Origin of the sequence: Streptococcus hepaticus (assembly GCF_043656315.1) — a bacterium.
Taxonomy (GTDB): domain Bacteria; phylum Bacillota; class Bacilli; order Lactobacillales; family Streptococcaceae; genus Streptococcus; species Streptococcus hepaticus.
In genome coordinates this window covers 1-20,402 of sequence record NZ_JBINIY010000014.1, presented here as the reverse complement: position 1 = coordinate 20,402, position 20,402 = coordinate 1, and the positions used below count along the sequence as shown (strand labels likewise).

18 protein-coding genes are annotated in these 20,402 nt (G+C 41.5%); 1 reads left to right on the top strand and 17 read right to left on the bottom strand.

The genetic code is table 11. From position 1 onward, the window contains the following. Positions 1-97 precede the first annotated feature (97 nt). From ileS to typA, 14 genes are all read right to left on the bottom strand, one after another. Entirely contained in the window at positions 98-2,890 is a 2,793-nt protein-coding gene (ileS, locus tag ACHUFA_RS09245; RefSeq protein ID WP_394405676.1) for an isoleucine--tRNA ligase, read from the bottom strand. A 9-nt stretch (positions 2,891-2,899) separates the two neighbouring features. Further along, positions 2,900-3,337, bottom strand: a complete 438-nt coding sequence (locus ACHUFA_RS09240) for a GNAT family N-acetyltransferase (RefSeq protein ID WP_394405674.1) — start codon at positions 3,335-3,337, stop codon at positions 2,900-2,902. 230 nt (positions 3,338-3,567) lie between these two features. Continuing rightward, the gene (locus tag ACHUFA_RS09235) at positions 3,568-4,302 is read right to left on the bottom strand and encodes a DivIVA domain-containing protein (protein ID WP_222349175.1); all 735 of its coding nucleotides are present in this window, start codon (positions 4,300-4,302) and stop codon (positions 3,568-3,570) included. Positions 4,303-4,310: 8 nt separating this feature from the next. Beyond that, a complete protein-coding gene (locus ACHUFA_RS09230; protein ID WP_394405672.1) occupies positions 4,311-5,105 on the bottom strand; it encodes a YlmH family RNA-binding protein in 795 nt (264 codons plus the stop codon). A 2-nt stretch (positions 5,106-5,107) separates the two neighbouring features. Then, positions 5,108-5,371 carry a YggT family protein gene (locus ACHUFA_RS09225; RefSeq protein WP_222349159.1) on the bottom strand — a complete coding sequence of 88 codons (264 nt, stop codon included), beginning with the start codon at positions 5,369-5,371 and terminating at the stop codon, positions 5,108-5,110. A gap of 3 nt (positions 5,372-5,374) precedes the next feature. Further along, entirely contained in the window at positions 5,375-5,947 is a 573-nt protein-coding gene (locus ACHUFA_RS09220) for a cell division protein SepF (RefSeq protein WP_394405670.1), read from the bottom strand. Between the two features lie 14 nt (positions 5,948-5,961). Then, positions 5,962-6,633, bottom strand: a complete 672-nt coding sequence (locus ACHUFA_RS09215) for a YggS family pyridoxal phosphate-dependent enzyme (protein WP_222349158.1) — start codon at positions 6,631-6,633, stop codon at positions 5,962-5,964. Between the two features lies 1 nt (position 6,634). Next, positions 6,635-7,867, bottom strand: coding sequence for a cell division protein FtsZ (gene ftsZ, locus ACHUFA_RS09210; protein ID WP_394405668.1), 1,233 nt, complete (start codon positions 7,865-7,867; stop codon positions 6,635-6,637). 22 nt (positions 7,868-7,889) lie between these two features. Then, positions 7,890-9,269: a cell division protein FtsA gene (gene ftsA, locus ACHUFA_RS09205; protein WP_222349155.1), complete on the bottom strand. Its 1,380-nt coding sequence runs from the start codon at positions 9,267-9,269 to the stop codon at positions 7,890-7,892. A gap of 137 nt (positions 9,270-9,406) precedes the next feature. Beyond that, on the bottom strand, positions 9,407-10,426 hold the full coding sequence (locus ACHUFA_RS09200; RefSeq protein WP_394405666.1) for a cell division protein FtsQ/DivIB: 1,020 nt from the start codon (positions 10,424-10,426) through the stop codon (positions 9,407-9,409). Beyond that, the gene (locus ACHUFA_RS09195; protein ID WP_222349151.1) at positions 10,423-11,499 is read right to left on the bottom strand and encodes a UDP-N-acetylglucosamine--N-acetylmuramyl-(pentapeptide) pyrophosphoryl-undecaprenol N-acetylglucosamine transferase; all 1,077 of its coding nucleotides are present in this window, start codon (positions 11,497-11,499) and stop codon (positions 10,423-10,425) included. Before ACHUFA_RS09195 ends, ACHUFA_RS09200 begins: the two co-directional genes overlap by 4 nt. A gap of 1 nt (position 11,500) precedes the next feature. Continuing rightward, positions 11,501-12,856: a UDP-N-acetylmuramoyl-L-alanine--D-glutamate ligase gene (gene murD / locus ACHUFA_RS09190; protein WP_394405663.1), complete on the bottom strand. Its 1,356-nt coding sequence runs from the start codon at positions 12,854-12,856 to the stop codon at positions 11,501-11,503. A 104-nt stretch (positions 12,857-12,960) separates the two neighbouring features. Then, positions 12,961-13,215 carry a DUF3165 family protein gene (locus ACHUFA_RS09185; protein ID WP_222349147.1) on the bottom strand — a complete coding sequence of 85 codons (255 nt, stop codon included), beginning with the start codon at positions 13,213-13,215 and terminating at the stop codon, positions 12,961-12,963. A gap of 43 nt (positions 13,216-13,258) precedes the next feature. Further along, entirely contained in the window at positions 13,259-15,109 is a 1,851-nt protein-coding gene (gene typA, locus ACHUFA_RS09180) for a translational GTPase TypA (RefSeq protein WP_394405661.1), read from the bottom strand. A 236-nt stretch (positions 15,110-15,345) separates the two neighbouring features. Between typA and ACHUFA_RS09175 the strand changes: the two genes are divergently transcribed. Beyond that, complete coding sequence (locus ACHUFA_RS09175) at positions 15,346-16,047, top strand: excalibur calcium-binding domain-containing protein (protein WP_222349143.1); 702 nt, start codon at positions 15,346-15,348, stop codon at positions 16,045-16,047. A gap of 65 nt (positions 16,048-16,112) precedes the next feature. Here ACHUFA_RS09175 and ppdK read toward each other — a convergent pair whose 3' ends face one another. Genes ppdK through ACHUFA_RS09160 form a run of 3 tightly spaced genes read right to left on the bottom strand, consistent with a single transcriptional unit; the run spans position 16,113 to position 20,303 of the window. Further along, positions 16,113-18,767 (bottom strand): pyruvate, phosphate dikinase, encoded by a 2,655-nt coding sequence (gene ppdK, locus ACHUFA_RS09170; protein ID WP_394405659.1) that lies wholly within the window; start codon positions 18,765-18,767, stop codon positions 16,113-16,115. A 31-nt stretch (positions 18,768-18,798) separates the two neighbouring features. After that, positions 18,799-19,638: a pyruvate, water dikinase regulatory protein gene (locus ACHUFA_RS09165; protein WP_222349134.1), complete on the bottom strand. Its 840-nt coding sequence runs from the start codon at positions 19,636-19,638 to the stop codon at positions 18,799-18,801. Between the two features lie 8 nt (positions 19,639-19,646). Continuing rightward, positions 19,647-20,303 (bottom strand): helix-turn-helix transcriptional regulator, encoded by a 657-nt coding sequence (locus ACHUFA_RS09160; protein WP_222349129.1) that lies wholly within the window; start codon positions 20,301-20,303, stop codon positions 19,647-19,649. Positions 20,304-20,402: the final 99 nt, after the last annotated feature.

Sequence of the window (20,402 nt, the reverse complement as noted above, 5' to 3'; positions counted from 1 at the left end):
ACACCAGCTTTGATAATTTGTAAAGCGTTTTCCTAAAAATTTGTTAGATTTTTTTACAACAAAAAACCAGTCCCGTAGAACTGGTTATAATTCAGATTTATTTACTTTCAAATCCTTCTGCTACTGCCTCAGCAAAGTTAGCTTCAACAATTTCAGCACAGTGGTCACAGATAGTGGCATTGTATGAACGTTCTTTCGTACTTTCGTCCACACGACGGCAACGGTCACAAACCTCACCATGAGCGTGAGCGACAGTAAAGGCAACATCTTCAAATACAACAGCATCAGCTGGCGCAGCTTCTTCAGTCACCGTCAAACCTGAAACAATCAAGAGTTGAGCTACATCGCTATCAAGTGCTGTCAACAAGGCTTTGACTTCTTGGCTAGCATAGATGGTCAAGTGCGCTTCCAATGATTTACCGATTACTTTGGCATTACGCGCTTCTTCCAAGGCTTTTTGCGCTTGGGTACGAAGGGTCATGAAAGCTTCCCACTCTTCAAGGATAGCTTCTTGACCAGCAAATGTTGCTACTTCTGGCATCTCAGACAATTGAACAAAATCTTCTGCTTCATGCTCAAGGTATGACCAGATTTCTTCGGCTGTATGAGGCAAGATTGGTGTCAACAATTTCGTGATGTTCACCAAGATGTCATAGAAGACTGTTTGCATTTGACGACGAACCAAGCTATCACTTGCTTCAATGTAGACCACATCTTTGGCAAAATCAAGGTAGAAGGCTGATAAATCAACCGTAATGAAGTTCACCACAGATTTGTAGATAGCCATGAAATCATAGTTATCGTAAGCTTCTTTAATCGTAGCAACCAATTGGTTGAACTTGATGGTCATGTATTTGTCAACCGCACGTAAGTCTTCAAAGGCAACGGCATCAGTCGCTGGATTGAAGTCTGATGTGTTGGCAATCAAGAAACGAAGGGTGTTACGGATTTTACGGTAAGTTTCTGACACTTGACCAAGGATATCCATTGACACACGAACGTCGTTATTGGTATCTACTGACGTTACCCAAAGACGGAGGATTTCCGCACCGTATTGTTTGGCCACATCGTTTGGTGAAATGATGTTACCTTTTGATTTCGACATTTTCTCACCCTTACCATCAAGAACGAAACCTTGAGAAAGGATAGCTTTATAAGGCGCATGTCCATTGGCAGCCACTGAGGTAATGAGTGATGAGTTGAACCAACCACGGTATTGGTCAGACCCTTCAAGGTAAAGATCAGCTGGGTATGACAAGTTGTCACGCGCATTCATCACGCCATTCCATGAAGAACCTGAGTCAAACCAAACGTCCATGATGTCCGTTTCTTTAGTAAATTCACCATTTGGTGAGCCTGGGTGTTTAAATCCTTCTGGAAGAAGGTCTTTAGCTTCTGATTTCCACCAGATGATTGAGCCGTGTTCAGCAAACAAATTTGCCACGTGATCAGTCACTTCTTTGGTCATGATAGCTGTGCCATCTTCAGCATAGAAGATTGGAAGTGGTACACCCCAAGCACGTTGACGTGAGATAACCCAGTCACCACGGTCACGAATCATGTTGTAAAGACGTTTTTGTCCCCAAGCTGGATTGAAGGTTGTTTTTTCAATTTCATCAAGGATATCTTGACGGAATTCTGACACTGAAGCAAACCATTGTGGCACTGCACGCCAGATGATTGGTTTTTTGGTACGCCAGTCAAATGGATATGAGTGACTGATGACTTCGCTGGCAAGCAAGAGGTCACCCAATTTTTCTTTAACAGTTGGCACAACCTTGTCATAGAATTGACCTTCAAAGTCTGCGCCAGCATTAGCCATCATCATCCCGCGACCATCAACAGTAACGGCTACTTCAAGACCATATTTTACACCAACATTGTAGTCGTCCTCACCAAAACCAGGGGCTGTATGGACGATACCAGTACCTGAATCAAGGGTAACGTGGTCACCAAGAATCACCAATTCATCCACTTCAGTATCCCATGGGTGCTCAGTTACAATCATTTCAAGGGCAGAACCTTTGTGACTTTCAAGAACTTCAAATACTTCCCAACCAAATTTGGGTGCAAGCGTATCAAGAAGACCTTCAGCAACCACATATTTGCAGTCTTGACCAGTAGGTTTCACCACAGCATAATCCATATCTGGACCAACTGTCAAACCACGTGAAGCGGTAACTGTAAATGGTGTTGTTGTCCAAACAACGATATATGTATCAGTATCAAGGACCCCTTTACCATCTTTAACCTTATTGGCATAGTAAAGTGAGGTTGAATCAATATCGTGGTATTCAATTTCTGCTTCAGCAAGGGCAGACTCAGATGACCATGACCAGTAGACAGGTTTCGCACCACGGTAGATGTAACCTTTGTCAGCCATAGCACCAAAGACGCGAATTTGATCCGCTTCATATTGTGGCATCAAAGTGATGTAAGGATTTTCCCAATCAGCGGAAACACCAAGACGTTTGAAATCTTCGCGTTGTTTGTCAACTTGGCTGAGAGCATAATCACGACACATTTCAAGGTATTCAACCAAGTCCATCTCTTTGCGCTTCACACCTTGCTTGGCCAAGACTTGTTCGATTGGAAGACCATGTGTATCCCAACCTGGAACGTAAGGTGCACGGAAACCAGACATTGATTTGGCACGAACGATGATATCTTTTGAAATTTTATTCAAAGCGTGACCAACGTGGATATTTCCGTTGGCGTATGGGGGGCCATCATGCAAGTGAAAGGCTGGTTTGCCTTCATTCAATGCTTGACGTTTTTTGTAGATTTCTGCTTGAACCCAAGCTGCTTGCCACTCAGGTTCTTTATTTGGTAAACCTGCACGCATTGGGAAAGCTGTTTTTCCCAGATTCAGAGTTTCTTTTAACTTCATGTTTTCTCCTTATTTTATCTTTAATTCCATTACAACTTCATTGCCTACAGGTCCTTTGGTTTCAAACGCTAGGCTTTCTAACATACCACGCATGCGATGATTTCCAATCACATAATCAGCAATCAGCCGTTGGCAAACTTGATCCGCCTGAGCCAATTTGATGACTTGACGCAGAACTTCCTTACCATAACCTTGATTTTGATGATGTCGGTCAATCATTAACCGCCAAATCAACCATTCATTTTTTTCCGGATAAATCCAAAGCATTAAAAAGCCAACTACTTGATCCGAATTATAAATCGCGTAAGGTTTCACTTTTTCGCCATAAAGCCAAGCTTGCGCCAATGAGTAGGTATTTGAAGCCACTCGACGATGATCTTGTGGTGATAGGCTCAAATCCAAGACCGCTTCAAAATTTGATTCATCAACAGTTTTTAATTTTATCATAACAAATAAAAAACTCTCGCCAAAAAAGGACGAAAGCTCGTGGTACCACCTTAGTTCAGATAGCGTTTCCCCTATCCCTTACTTGACTGATAACGATTGTCAACCGTTCCCCCCTACTCTGAGTTCAAGGGAAAACCGATAAGATGATTCAAGATTGACGAGGGAATGCAGGTCTTTCACCATCACCTACTCGCTAAGATTATCCTCAATCTCGATTGTTCTTATATAGCTTATTCTTCTACAAGTTCTTCAACTTGTTCATTCGTTTCCGAAATCTCTTCAGCAACTTCTTGTTGAGCTTGTTCTTGCTCAAAAGCTTCTGCTTGGCGAGTGATTTCTGCCAATTCTTCTGCTGTCAATTGGCGTGTCACATCCAATTCATCTTCAACAGGCTCAACTTTTTCTGCTAAGGCTGTTTCCAACACTTCACGGAAAGCTTCATCGCTTGTCTGCAAGTAAGAAGCCGTTGGACGAAGAATGTCTTCCCATTCGGATGAATTCACGATGGACAACTGGCTTTCAACTGTAGACTTGAGACGTTGGTGGAAGATACGTGTTTTATTCTTCAATTCTTCCGTTTCAACTGCTACTTTCTTAGCGTTGTCCGTTGCATTTCTCAACAACTCATGTGCCTTGTCTTTAGCTTCATTAAGCAAATTTTGAGCATCATAGTCAGCTTGTTTCAAGATATTTGCTGCTTGTTCATCGGCTGCCAACTTCACTTTAGCAGCTGTATCTTGTGCCAACAAAACTGATTTGCTCAATGATTCTTTCATCTCATCAAAATAATCCAAACGTTCTTTTAATGATTTTATTTCAATCTCTTGTTCATGGTTTTTGCGAACTAAATCTTCATAGTCACTGGTTACAATGTCCAAGAAATCTTCCACTTCATCCACATCATAGCCATTGAAAAATTTATTTCCAAAGGTTTTATCTTTTAGTTCTTGTACCGTAAGTGCCATAGACCCTCCTATTTCTTAAAAACTTCAATTGCAATCTTGTATTTTCCCTGTTTTGAAAAACCCAGCATTTCCTTCAATCGAACCCTGCCAAAGCCCCTGACACTAATCAGTTGCCCCAAATCCAAAGCCTTTGCAACTTGACTAGTTTCCACATAGTCTACCTTAACACGATTGGCTTCAATTAATTTAACAGCAGTAGCTCTTGATAACTTAAAAGTGACTGCAACTAATTTGTCCAAACGAAGACTGGATAAGAGAACTTCTCGTATCTTCCCTTCTTCTGGACTAGCTAAGCTATATGTTTCCCAATCCAGCTCTTGCCACTTGATAGGCGCCTTTGCTATCTTGCTGATCTGACTTTGAGCCATCAACCCAAATTTTCGATCTATAAAGACCACTGCTTGATTCTCATCAATCAAAATGTCACCTAAAAACTGGCGTTTCATTCCCAATTGGTTCAGTAAGGTTCCTAAAACCTGAGAATGACTAATAGAATGAAATTTCTTCAGATAAAGAATTTCTAATGCCATTATATCATAATCTTTACTATCTAACTCATAATAAGTAGGGGCAATAATCATTCTCGAAAATTCAGTAGCAATCATCTCCCGGGTTGAGAAGGCTTGTAATTGAAAATAAGCTGCAATTGAACGAACGATTTCTTCTTGTTTTGGATGACAAAAACTAGTTAAACGGTAGGAATACGTTTCTTCAACCTGATAACAGAGGTCAATAATTTTTTCAACAAATTCCTCTTCCACCTGAGCAAAATGCTGGAGCAATTTCTTATCTTCCCTTTTCATATCTAAAACAAGATGTAGAAAAGATGAACTAGAAACCGTGACAGCAAGTTCATTGCAATCATAACAACAAAGACCGTCCAATCCATTCCCATAAACTGAAGATTCAATTTATAGAAGGGCTGGAGAACCGGTCTTACCAACCAAATAATGAATTTCCCAAACCATGTTTCGTAAAGCCCTGGTATCCAAGACATAAGAACATAAGCCAACAAAACATAGGAATAAATCTCAATCGCCTTTAATAATATAACAATCAAAACTTGCATATACTACCTTCTCATATCAAAGTCGAATTGACCGTCTGAGTCAGAACTAGATTGAACAGAGCGCAAGTCTTCAATATTAACAGTTACATTAACGGGCGTCAACAACCACATCGTGTTTGAAACTTTTTTCAAGTTGCCAGAAAGAACTGAACGGGCACCATCTAAGTAGTCCAAACAACGACGAGCCTGAGTTTCTGACATGTATTGAAAATCAATTAGCACACTAATATTGTCTAACAAAAGGTTAACAATCTCAGGAGCTTCATCGTATTTCTTTGGAAACTTAATATCAATGGTTGTACGTGATTCTGAAGCAAATCCACCTTGTGAACGAAGTTCCTGCTGACGTTCATTCAAACGTTGCAAGTTGGACTTGTCTGGTGAAACAGACTGACTACGACGGCGTATCGGAACTTCTTCTACTTCGCGTTTTTCTACCACTTGCGGTGCTGGTGCAATCCGCATTTTTGCAGAATCGCTTGCAGGATAATGTTTCTCACGCTGATCTTCGTATTCTGCTGAGTCATCAATTTCAAAATAGCTAATCATGCTTTTAAATCTATCTTTAAATGCCACAGTTCTCTTCCTTCTTATCTAAAAAATGCTGTACCAATCCGAACGAAAGTCGAACCGTTCTCTATCGCCTCTGTAAAGTCTCCACTCATTCCCATGCTTAATTCAGTAAAAGGCATGTGCGGAATCTTTCTTGCTGCTAATTCTTTTCTAAGTTTCTCTGTTTTTGAAAAAATAGCATCTAATTCTTCGTGACTCGCTTCAAATGGGGCCATCGTCATGAGTCCAACTAATTCTACCTTATCCAGATGTAACATCGCTTCTAAGGCAGCATCAATTTCATCAACTGAAAAACCATGTTTACTCTCTTCACCTGAGACATTAACTTGCAAAAAACATTTAACAGGCTTAGCCGCACGTTTATGAATTTCTTCAGCCAGCTTTACAGAATCCAAGGCATGAAAATAATCAACATAGTTGATGACTTCCTTAACTTTCCGTCTCTGCAGACTTCCTATCAAGTGCCAGGTCACATTTTCAGAAGATAAAGCTTGGTATTTATCAAGGAATTTGTCCACACGATTTTCACCAATGTGCTGCACACCTGCTTTTACCAGTTCTTTAGCAAGAGAGCTGTCAACATACTTGGTGACAGCTATTACACTTACTGAATTTTTAGGGCAATTGGCCTCTTGAGTCGCTGCCTCTACAGCAGCAAATACTGTATTTTTATTTTCTTGAATGTTCATCTTAATGATTTCTGAAGAATGGTGGTGTATCCAACTCATCTTCATCATCTTCAATTGAGAATTTTTCTACTGGAACAGTAGGTTTGTTTTCTGTATCCATTGGACGAACAAGGCTCTCGCGGCGAAGATCCCATTCACCAAAAGCAGATGTTTTAGGTGCTTCTTCGTAGCTACGGCTTGTTGTTACAGGTGCTGTAGTTGAAGACATATCGTAACGAACTGGACGTGCACCTGTTGGAGCTACATCAGCACGATGACGAATTGCTTTTTCAGTAGTTTCTTGACGAACACCTGTTGCAACAACTGTCACACGGATTTCATCTTTCATTGTATCATCAATTGAGGTACCCAACCAGATGTTCACACCTTGACCAGCTGCTTGATGAACAATTTCTGAAGCTTCTTCTGCTTCTGTCAATGTCATGTCGTAACCACCTGTTACGTTTACAATAACATCATTTGCCCCATCAATCGTTGTTTCAAGAAGTGGTGAATAGATAGCACGACGTGCTGCTTCTACGACACGATCCTCACCAGTACCGATACCAATACCCATAAGAGCATTGCCTTTGTTTTCCATAACTGTCTTCACATCAGCAAAGTCCAAGTTAATCAAACCTGGGTTAGTAATCAAGTCTGTAATCCCTTGAACACCTTGACGAAGAACGTTATCTGCTTCGCTAAGTGCTTCAAGAAGTGGCGTTTTCTTATCAACAACTTCAAGCAAGTTGTTGTTTGAGATGATCAAGAGAGTGTCAACTTGTTCACGGAGTGCTTCGATACCTTCAATCGCATAGCCACCACGTTTGTTTCCTTCAAAACCAAATGGACGAGTAACAACTGCAACTGTCAAGGCACCCAAGCCTTTAGCGATACGAGCGATTACTGGTGCAGCACCTGTACCTGAACCGCCTCCCATACCAGCAGTAATGAAGACCATATCAGCACCAGTTAATACATTTGTCAATGCTTCTTCGCTTTCTTCAGCAGCCTTACGACCAACCTCAGGTTGACCTCCAGCACCGAGACCGCGAGTTAATTTTGGACCCAACTGAATAACTGTTTCTGCTTTTGAGCTGCTCAAAGCTTGAACATCTGTGTTAGCTGCGATAAATTCAACGCCTGAAACACCTTCTTCAATCATGCGGTTGATGGCATTACCACCGCCACCGCCAACACCGATAACTTTAATCACAGCGCCAAGATTAGCTGCTGCTTCAAATGAAAATGACATACTTTACTTTCCTTCTCTTTCACTATTCAAACATACTACCAAAGAATCCGCGCACTTTATCTGCGAATGGTACTTTGGGTTCACTTGTTTCGTACTCTTCTGTATAAGTTGGACTAACAGGTGTAACTTCAGGTTCTGCCTGTAATTCAGTTGTTAGATCCTTCTGCACTGGTTGTACTGTTGGGCGCACACGTGGTGTATCAAATGGCACGTCAACTGGTTTCTGACGAAGGCTTGCCTCACCAGTTACTGCAACCTGTGCAATGCGTTCCACATCATCCAAACCACCCACATACTCAACCACACTAATAACATGTGCAAAGGCTGGATTGCGAATACCGATTTGGTTTGGAACAAACAATTTTGTATGCACACCAAAGACTTCTTGTGCCAACTCAACGATACCAGGTAAGATTGCCACACCTCCGACAAGAACCACACCACCTGGTAAATCCAAGGCACGAGTACGTTCTAAGTCTTGTTTCACTTTTGTAAAGATTTGACGGAGACGAGCTGAAATGACTTCTGATAAGTAGCGCTCTGTTACTTCAACTGGTGCATTTTCCCCAATCACTTCAACTGTGAATTTTTCTTTCTCAGTTGCTTCCTGTGGGTAGGCAATACCATAGTTGAATTTCAGATTTTCAGCGATACTTTGTGAAGTTGTCAATACTTTCGAAATGTCTTTTGTGACATAATCGCCACCTTCTTGATAGACATTTGTGTATTGCAATTCTTGGTTGCGCATCACTGCAACGGTTGTTTGGCCCCCACCGAGGTCAATCACTGTTGCACCAAATTCTTTTTCCCCTTCATTGAGAACTGAGCGAGTAAGAGCAAGTGGAGAAATCACGATGTTTTCAACTTGTACACCAGCACGTTCAACTGTTTTACGAAGGTTATGAAGAATAGTTCTTGGTCCTGTATAAAGTAGCCCACGCATTTCAAGGCGAATCCCCATCATACCGCGAGGATCCTTGATTCCTTGGAAACCGTCTACGACGAATTCTTCAGGCACAAAAGAAATCACTTCGCGTTCTGGAGTCATACTCTTTGTAAGAGCTGATTTCACAACATTTTGCACATCCAAATCAGTAATTTCTTGTGAATCGGTCGTTACAGGAATCATACCTTGAGTTGGCTCAATTTGAAGAAGGTTAGCTGGAAGTCCCACGTTCACCTTATCAATACGGATTCCTGCTTTTTCTTCTGCTTGAGCAAGGGCAGTTTTAATTGCACCTGCAGCTACGTCAATATTTACAATAATGCCATCTTTAACGCCCGCACTTTTTACATTACTCACGCCAATGACATTCATTTCACCATTTATATATTCTGCCACCAATACTTTGATGGAGCTAGTTCCAATATCTAATCCTGTAAAAAAGCCATCTCTAGCCATCCTATCAGTCCCCTCTTACTTTCGACTTTCAAATATTTACCCTATTTCATAAAAATAGAATTATTCACTCTTCATTATATCATACAAAGTGTAGAAATGGGGATTTTTTCTATTATTTCTCAAAAAAACTCCTCATCTTATTGAGCATATGAAAAAATACCAACTTCCATGTCTACCACACTTGCCACTGCCAGTTGTGGAGCAATTTTTTCGTAATAAGGCAACTTACGTTCAACCTCTGCCAGTGGAATCAAAATCTTGTTTCCATCATGCATTGTCAAGGTCAGCAAATCCGATGTCACCTTGGTTGGTGTTAAATCAATCGTCTCAATATTAGCCACAATATTTGGATTGACCTTGGCTAATTGTCGCACTAACTTCTGAATGAGAACCCTATCATTCAAGTGAATGCTGGTATATTGTTTAGGAAGTTGACTTGATTCTGTCGCTGTGTCTGAGATGTTGCCACTTGAAAGAACAGAATAGTATTCCCCCCCTGTTTCAACATAACCGATCTTCGTGTATTCCTCGACTTGAATCGTAAAAGACTTGGGAAATTGATAACTTATTTTGGCTGACTTTATCCAGTTACTTGTCTTTTCAATGTTTTTCGCATAAGCATCCATATGCAAAAAAGTTGTGAGGGCATAATCTCTGCTTGAAATTTGACTATAGGACAAAATTTTATTACTTGATAAATGGGTATTTCCTTTAACTGTAATCGTTTTATACTTACTCAAAGGACTGATAAAATAGAGCGAAGCAAGGATCAGTACCATGCTAACGAAAAAGACTGGTAAACTCTTCCAAATCACTATAGCAGGGATTGGATTTTTTTTGATTTTTTTAACTGGCTCATCTGCTGACTCAACTGATTTTTTTTCAGCTTGCCGCAAGCTTTTACGCAACTCTTGTAAAGACAGTCGTGCAGGCTGATCTTCTGCTTCACCCTCTTGTTCTTCTTCTTTTTTACTAGCTAAATAAGCTTGATGCCTAGCTTTCCATTGCTGGAAAAAATCACTGTTTGCTGCAGTCTCATCCTCTTGGGAACCCGTTTCAACAGGTGTCGTTTCAACTTGTTCGAGATCTTCTTTTTCTTCCAACTCTCCAGCTAATTCCTCTAGATTTTCATGGTTTTTTACATCTTTTTCTGTCATTTATCCGTCTTTCTTTCCAAGTCTGTTAAGAGCAATTCGTAGAAAGAATCTACAGATTGAATTTCTGTTGAATTTTCCATATTTGAAAGGTAAAATTCTTTTTCATCCAGTAGGGAAGATACCTGATGAAGCACATTTTCCAAAGTGAATTGGCTTTCATCTAGTTGATCAGCATAGCCTTTTTTCTCGAAATAAGCAGCATTTTCCAGCTGATCTCCACGACTAGCCTGACGACCAAGCGGCACAATCAAATGTAGTTTTGTCATGGCAACCAATTCAAAAATAGTATTCGAACCACCTCGAGTGATGACCAAATCTGCTTCCTCCATCAAAGGCAAATATAAATCCGTTACATAGTCTACTCGGTAGATATTTTTAGACAATTCATTGAGACTAGAGTCCCCTGTCAAGTTTATGATGTTAAATTTTTCTGTCAGAATGGTCTTGTGTTGACTGATGAAGTCATTAAAAACCTTGGCTCCGGCCGAGCCACCTACAAAGAGTAAGGTTGGTAAATGTTCATCAAAATAAGACAAAATTTCTGGCATTTTCAGATTCACCACATTTGTCGTCTGTTGAACCTTGGTGACGGCACCCACGTGCTTAATTTTACTTAAGGCATGGTCTTGCTCAAAAGTGCTGTACATGGTCGTCGCAAATTTGTAAGCAATTTTATTGGCCAGGCCCATGGAAAGGTCGGATTCATGCACATAGACGGGGACACCTAAAAGGCGTGCAGCCACAACTGGCGGCACTGAGACAAATCCACCTTTTGAAAAGAGAGCCTGTGGACGAATTTTAGCAATAATCGCTAAGGACTGTAACACACCCCAGCCAACTTTAAAGACATCCAGCATATTTTGCCATGAAAAATAACGGCGAAGTTTTCCAGTCGCAATCGAATGAAACTGGATTTTCAAGCCCGACTTGGTTACCTGTTCATGCTCTACGCCTTTGGCATCGCCAATGTAGTGAACTTCCCAACCATCTTTCAAAAACTGAGGAATCAGGAGCAAATTCAAGGTAACATGACCAACCGTTCCTCCACCCGTAAAGACAATTTTCTTGGTCATTTTATTCTCCTTTGAGCGCTTCAAAGGCCACGATAAATTCATCACCACGCACTTCAAAATTCTTATACATATCCCATGAAGCACTGGCAGGACTAAGTAGCACAACATCGCCTTCTTGAGCCAATTCAAAGGCTTTTGCAGTAGCGTCTTTGACATCTGTTGCATCAATGTATGGCACGCCCGCTTTATCTGCTGCTCGTTTGACACGAGGAGCTGACTCGCCAAGAATCACCATGTGTTTAAGTCCTTGAATATCCGACACTAATTCGTCAAATTCATTACCACGGTCCAAGCCACCTGCAATCAAGATAACCTTGCTGTTGTCAAAACCAGAAAGTGCTTTTTGAGTCGCCAAGATATTCGTTGATTTGCTATCATTGTAGAATTTTATGCCGTTGATCTCGCCAAGAGCTTGCAAACGGTGTCTTACCCCACCAAAATGCGCCAAGGTTTCCTTAATCGCTTGGTTGTCTACACCTGATAATTTGGCTACAATAATCGTTGCCAGTGCATTTTCCACATTGTGACTACCTGGAACACCGATTTCATCCGCCGCCATGATGGCTTCTCCTTTGAAATAGAGAACGCCATCTTGCACATAAGCTCCATCCACTGCTTCCATGGTTGAAAATGGTACAACTGTTGCTTGTGTTTTTGTCGCCAATTCTTTTGCCAAGTCTTGGTTAAAATTGAGCACCACAAAATCATCCGCTGTCATGCGATATTGAATATTCCACTTAGCTGCCACATATTCTTCAAAAGAACCATGGTAATCAATATGAGTTGGCATGAGGTTGGTCACCACAGCAACATGAGGATGGAAGCTATCAATCCCCATCAGCTGAAAAGAAGACAATTCCATAACCAAGGTGTCTTTCTCTGTTGCTTCTTGAGCGACCGAAGAGGCTGGAAAACCAATATTTCCGCAGAGTTTGGCAGGTTTATTCCCTGCATTCAAGACTTCTGCAATCATGGTTGTCGTCGTTGTTTTTCCGTTTGAACCCGTAATTCCAACAATTGGAGCCTCAGAAATAAGATAAGCCAATTCCACTTCTGTCCAAACTGGAATGCCTTTTGCAAGAGCCTTTTCCACCATAGGGTTATCATAACGGATCCCAGGATTTTTAACGACAAGAGAGAATTCTTCATCTAGTAAGTCCAAAGGGTGGCTGCCACAGATAACACGAATCCCTGCTTCTAGAAGATTCTGCGCTGTTGGATTTTCGTCAAAAGGCTTGCCGTCATTGACAGTGACAATAGCCCCTAATTTATCCAATAGATGGGCTGCGGATTCACCAGATTTGGCCAAACCCAGCACCAAAACTTTTTTATTTTCAAATTCTTTAATTAATTTCATACGTATTCCATTCTAAGATTGACAATACTATCATTGTACCACTTCTAGCGGATTTTTTTCAAGCAAGAGAGGGCAAGCAAAAAAGCCTGAAACATCCAGACTTTTTACTTTTTTCTTCTTGTTGGCTTGTCCATGAAATAAATGTCCCGCAAAGCCCAATACCCCAGCAAAACCATGGCTAAGCCCAGCCATAGTTGAGGTGGAGACTGAAGGATTCTCAAAAATCCCAGAACAATTGCAATCACTAAGGCTACCAAGAGAAAGACAGAAGCCACCAAGTTCATGGTTCCTTTGACATTGCTAGGGGCTACAAAAATGTAGAACAAGACTAGCATCATAGCCAAAATCAAATAAAACATGGCGACTCCTTTCTATTTATCTGTAATCTTTCCGAGCAATAAATTATGCTTCATCAAGAGCTACTTTTTTCTTTTTGTTAGCTTTATCACGCTCAGCCTTGTTGAGGATTTGCTTACGCAAACGAACAGACTCAGGTGTTACTTCCATGTACTCATCATCGTTCAAGAATTCAAGAGATTCTTCAAGCGTCAAGATGCGTGGCGTTTTGATAACAGCTGTTTGGTCTTTTGTCGCTGAACGGACGTTTGTCATCTGTTTAGCAGTTGTGATATTAACTCCAAGGTCGTTTTCACGTGAGTTTTCACCGATAATCATACCTTCATAAACTTCTGTACCTGGGTTAACAAAGATAGTACCACGTTCCTCAATACGCATGATGGAATAAGTGGTTGCTTTACCTTGGTCGATAGACACGAGAGCACCACGGTGACGACCACCGATTTCACCTGGAACAACTGGCAAGTATTGGTCGAATGTGTGGTTCATGATACCGTAACCACGAGTCATTGACAAGAATTCAGTTGAATATCCGATCAAACCACGTGCTGGGATCAAGAAGATCAAACGAGTTTGTCCATTACCAACCATTTGCATATCTAACATGTCACCTTTACGTTCTGACAATGATTGGATGATGGCACCTTGGTACTCTTCTGGTGTGTCGATTTGAACACGTTCAAATGGCTCACATTTTACGCCATCAATTTCTTTGATGATAACTTCTGGACGTGATACTTGAAGTTCGTATCCTTCACGACGCATTGTTTCGATAAGGATTGACAAGTGCAATTCTCCACGACCTGAAACCGTCCATTTATCTGGTGAATCAGTTGGGTCAACACGAAGTGATACGTCAGTTTGAAGCTCAGCCAAAAGACGCTCTTCAACCTTACGTGATGTAATCCATTTACCTTCACGACCTGCGAATGGTGAGTTGTTTACCAAGAAAGTCATTTGAAGAGTTGGCTCATCGATACGAAGAATTGGAAGTGGTTCAATACAGTCAGTTGGTGTGATCGTTTCTCCAACGAAGATGTCTTCCATACCTGAAACAGCAATCAAATCACCAGCTTTTGCTTCTTGGATTTCTTTACGCTCAAGACCGAAGAAACCGAAAAGTTTTGTAACACGGAAGTTTTTAGTTGTGCCGTCCAATTTTGAAAGGGTAACTTGGTCACCAACTTTTACTGTACCGCGGAAGACACGTCCAATACCGATACGACCAACGAAGTCGTTGTAGTCAAGAAGGGACACTTGGAATTGAAGCGGCTCATCTGAGTTATCAACTGGTGCTGGAATGTGGTCAATGATGGTATCAAAAATTGGTGCCATTGTTTGTTCTTGATCAGCTGGATCATCAGAAAGTGATGATGTCCCGTTGATAGCTGATGCGTAAACAACTGGGAAGTCCAATTGGTCATCATCCGCACCGAGTTCGATGAAGAGTTCAAGGACTTCATCAACAACTTCTGCTGGACGAGCAGATGGTTTATCGATTTTGTTAACAACCACGATTGGTGTCAAGTTTTGCTCAAGGGCTTTTTTCAACACGAAACGTGTTTGTGGCATTGTACCTTCGTAAGCATCGACAACCAAGACAACACCGTCAACCATTTTCATGATACGCTCAACTTCTCCACCGAAGTCCGCGTGTCCTGGTGTATCCATGATGTTGATACGTGTATCGTTGTAGGCTACAGCTGTATTTTTAGCAAGGATGGTGATACCACGCTCTTTTTCGATGTCGTTTGAGTCCATGGCACGTTCTGCCAATTCCTTACGCGCATCTAAAGTTTGCGATTGTTTCAGCAATTCATCAACGAGGGTTGTTTTTCCGTGGTCAACGTGGGCAATAATGGCAACGTTACGGATATCATTTCTTAAGTTTGTCATGTTTTCCTCTATAATATTTATTTTATTTCAACCCTAGCATTATACCACACTTTAGGGAAAATAGCAGAGCTGAGCAAATTGTAAATGTTTTCCTAGAGAAACATGAAATGAATGAGTCTGTTTTTGAAAGTTCTACCACAAATTGCATAGAAAAATTATAAATAAAAGCGTTTTCCTTTTCTTTTTGTTAGTAGTATAAGAGTAATAATAATAGAATTATTCAAAGGAGTCTACATATGAAAAGAAAAATCTTTTTCATTGTCTGTTTACTACTCAGTCTATCTAGTTTGGCTCTTGCTAGCGAAACCGTCAAGGCTGACACACCGATTTATCGTTTGTACAATCGTTCAAACGGTGAACATCTCTATACAACTTCTGAAAATGAAAAGAACGTTCTCTACAACCAACATGGTTGGGGCTACGAAGGAGTTGCTTGGTATGCACCAGACGGTGGCACACCTGTTTATCGACTCTACAATGCAGGATTACAAAATCACCTCTATACTTCAGACTTAAACGAAGTTCGTGTCCTCACTTCCTTCCATGGTTGGACAAAAGACAATAACGGTCAACCTGTTTTCTATTCTGGTGGTGGAACTCCTATCTATCGCGTTTATAATCCACGTCTACGCGGTCTACACCACTGGACAACTGATAGCAACGAATACAATGTATTGCCTCAACATGGTTGGTCTCAAGAAGGAATTAAATTTTATGCTAGCCATCTAGGAAATCCTATTCGTACCCAATATGCACATCCACAACCTGCTCCCGCACCTGTACCTCGACCAAGTGCCCCACAACAACCTGCACAGACATATTACCCAAATTGTGCTGCGGTTCGTGCTGCAGGAAAAGCACCTATCCGTGCAGGTGATCCTGGCTATAGCTATGATCTTGATCGGGATCGTGACGGTATTGCCTGCGAAGTAAATTGATCATACCTCACTCATCATTCTATAATTGCTAAAAACTAAGGAGGCCTATTAAGCCCCCTTGGTTTTTATTTATCTCGATAACCGTCTCCACACTCTGCTTTTATCTTAGCTTGCGCAGCAGCTAAGCGAGCCAGTGGGACACGATACGGGGAACAAGAAACATAGTCCAGTCCAATGTTATAGCAATAATCTACTGTCTTTGGATTTCCACCATGTTCTCCACAAATGCCCATTTTCAAATCTGATTGAACATCTCTGCCCAGCCCTACTGCCATTTCTACCAAGACTCCCACACCGTCTTGATCCAATTCTTGGAAAGGATCTGCTGAAAGCACTCCTTTTTCCACATAGCTTGGTAGGAATTTTCCCGCATCATCTCGTGAGTAACCGAAGGTCATTTGAGTTAAGTCATTGGTACCAAAGCTAAAGAAGTCCGCGTATTCAGCTATCTCATCAGCAGTAACGCAAGCACGCGGTACTTCAATCATGGTTCCTATTTTAAAGTCCAATGGGCATGCTGCAGACTGGCATTCCCTCATCATAGTTTCTTCCACCAGTGGTCGTAACAACTGAAGTTCCTTGGCAGTACCTACTAGCGGAATCATGATTTCTGGCTGAACAGCAATCCCTTCTTGCTTGGCTCTAATAGCGCCCTGTGCAATGGCTTCAACCTGCATGACCAAAATTTCTGGATAAGTTACAGCTAATCGACAGCCTCGATGACCTAGCATGGGGTTGAATTCCTGCAAGGCCGAAATGCGATTTTGAACCGTCTTAGGGGCAAGATACATGGTCTCTGCCAAGTCATGAATAGCTGGTGCCTCTTGCGGTAAAAACTCATGTAAAGGCGGATCCAATAATCGAATAGTGACTGCGCGTCCATCCATTGCTTGAAAGATCCTGTAAAAATCTTCTCTTTGGAATTTCAAAAGCTTCGCCAAGGCTTTTTTTCTTTCTTCCAAGGTTTCCGATAAAATCATCTGCCGCACTACTGGAATTCGTTTTTCCTCAAAAAACATATGTTCTGTCCGACAAAGACCAATCCCTTCCGCACCAAATTCGATAGCCTTCAAGGCATCCTTCGGATTATCCGCATTAGCCCGCACCATCATATCTCGCTCTGCATCCACCCATGACATAAAACGCGTAAAGTTTTGATTGAGTGTTGCATGTGACATAGGAATCTGACCAAGGTAGACTTGGCCTGTACTTCCATCCAAGGAAATCAAATCTCCCTCTTTAAGAACCAGCTCATCTTTGCGAATTTCTTTGTAAACTTCATCGACTTGCAAGTCTCCACAGCCAGCTACACAGCATTTTCCCATACCACGCGCCACGACTGCAGCATGTGAAGTCATTCCTCCTCTAGCAGTTAAAATACCGACTGCGCTAACCATCCCTTCAATATCCTCAGGCGAGGTTTCCTTACGGACCAAGATGACTTCTTTTCCCTTTTTCGTCCATTCTGTTGCCACTTCTGCGCTGAAGCAAATCATCCCCGTGGCAGCTCCAGGAGAAGCAGGAAGGCCTTTAGCCAGCTGTTTGGCTTCTTTTAATGCTTCCTTATCAAAAGTTGGATGAAGGAGTTGATCCAACTGAGTAGGCTCAATCCGTAAAATGGCTTCACGCTCATCAATCAGCCCTTCATCTACCAAATCAACAGCGATTTGTAGAGCTGCTTGGGCCGTTCGTTTTCCATTCCGAGTTTGCAAGAGGTAGAGTTTTTCATTCTCAATGGTAAATTCAATATCTTGCATGTCTTGATAATGCTTTTCCAGCAATTGTGTTACTTGGACAAATTGATCATACACAAGTGGCATATCTTCCTTGAGGCGATCAATGCTTTGGGGCGTACGAATACCTGCCACAACATCCTCTCCTTGGGCGTTAATCAGGTATTCTCCAAATAATTTATGCTCACCAGTAGACGGATTGCGCGTAAAGGCAACACCTGTCCCTGAAGTTTCACCCATATTGCCATACACCATCGCTTGGATATTAACCGCCGTCCCTAAATCATGGTCAATCTTGTTGAGATTACGGTAAACGGTAGCACGTGGATTATTCCAAGAACGAAAGACTGCTTCAATGGCTAATAGTAACTGTTCTTTAGGTGATTGTGGAAAATCTTGACCAATAGCTTCTTTGTAGATTTCCTTAAATTCCAAGACAATTGCTTGCAAGTGCTCTACTGTCAACTCGGTATCATCTTTCAAGCCATTCTCATCTTTGTAGCGATCTAAGACATCTTCAAACTGATACTTTGGAACTTCCATCGCCACATCTGAAAACATCTGAATAAAGCGACGGTAACTATCGTAGGCAAAACGTGGGTTGTTTGTATCAGCAATCAAGCCTGCTACACTTTGGTCGTTGAGTCCAAGATTTAAAATCGTATCCATCATGCCAGGCATAGAAAAAACTGCACCAGACCGAACAGAAACTAGGAGAGGATGGTGGCTATCGCCTAACATTTTACCTTGTTGGTTTTCTAATGCCGTCAAACAGCTATCAATCTGATCCAGAATTTCCTGGCGAATCGTCTGTTCTTGAAGATAGTAATCTTTACAAGCCTCCGTTGTAATGGTAAATCCTGGTGGGACAGGCAAACCTATTTGGGTCATCTCTGCCAAATTAGCTCCTTTTCCTCCCAGCAAGCTACGCATTTCCTTATTGCCTTCATCAAAACGATATACAATTTTTTCGGTACTTAACTTCATGATAACTCCTATGATAAAAAATAAAATGGACTTAAAGAACTCCTAAATGATTTAACACGAGTCCATTATCAGTCAAGATATCAATAATCATCCCAGCTGTTTCTTCAATGGATCTCTGTTCTACATCGATTACTGGACAGTTGAGCGACGCCATTACCTGATTGGCATAATTTAATTCTGCAATGATAGCATCTAATTTTGTATAGTCTGTACTAGTATGAAGTCCCATAGCTTTCAAACGTTCACTCCGAATGCGATTCAAGGTTTGAGGTGAGTTGGTCAAGCCAATAATTCTCCTTGTATCTACTTGATACAATTCCTTAGGCAAGGGACTTTCTGGCACCAGAGGAAGATTTGCCACCTTGATTTGGCGATTGGATAAGTAAATACTCAAAGGTGTCTTAGAAGTTCGAGAGACTCCCAAAAGAACCACATCAGCCTTCAACAAGCCACGAGGGTCCTTCCCATCATCGTATTTAACTGCGAACTCAATCGCCTCAATTCTATCAAAATAAGATTTGTTTAGCTGGCGAATCCTACCCGCTTCTCGTAATGGTTTCTGCCCCGTATAACAAGCCATCTGCTGTAACAAATGCGTCATCAGGTCAATAGCATGAATACCACGTGCTACACAATAGTCCCGCGCATAGGCTGCTAGCTCCTCATTGACTAAGCTAAATATCATCATGGCTCCCTGATTTTTAACTTCCAACAGCACCTCTGCCATCTGACTTCTAGAAGTGATATAGGGAATCCGTCGAATTTCCCATTCCTCTTGATTAGGAAACTGACAAATGCTTGCTTTAGCAAGCGTCTGTGCTGTTTCGCCAAGCGAATCTGAGACAATATAGATTACCGGATGTTGATTCATCGCGCCTCCTATTCATCTATTTGAGTAACTTCCACAAATAAATTTGAAATGACTGTTTTTGAAAATTTCCCTACCAATCGCCACTTACTTGCATCATCTGGCTCATTTTCATCAAATGATAAAACCGGAAGGCTATCCACTCGATTTTTCACCAACAGAGCAGCTGCTCTTCGCACGCTTGTATCTGTCCTTACGGTAACAATATTTGGCACTCGCGTCATGACCATGGCAACTGGCATGGCATGCAAATCTGCCCCACTTAAAGTAACTTTTAACAAATCCTTGCGCGAAACCAATCCACAAAGACGGTCCTGTTCATCCGTCACGTAGATATTGGAGGTATCTTCCAAAAACAATTTAACCACTAAATCATAGATGGAGTTTTCTTGCTTGGCTAACACTGGTCTGGTCATAACATCCGAAACCGCTAACTCTGCAATTTCACTAGTCCGAAAATCCAAATCTCCAGGTCCAAGATAAAAGTACCCCACCTTTGGTCTAGCATCTAGTATTCGAAACATGGTCAAGATGGATAAATCCGCTCGAAGAGTTGCTCGACTAACCTGCAAGAGCGCTCCAATTTGTTCCCCTGTTATAGGTTGATGCTCCTTGACAATGTCTACGATTTTTTCTTGCCTACTGTTTAATTTAATGAAACCCACCACCTTTGTAAATGTGATACACTATATATCTTTTAGTGTAGTATAATACTTTTAAAAATCTTCGTCAACCGAAAACTGTAATCGGATTCATTTTTCTAAAAA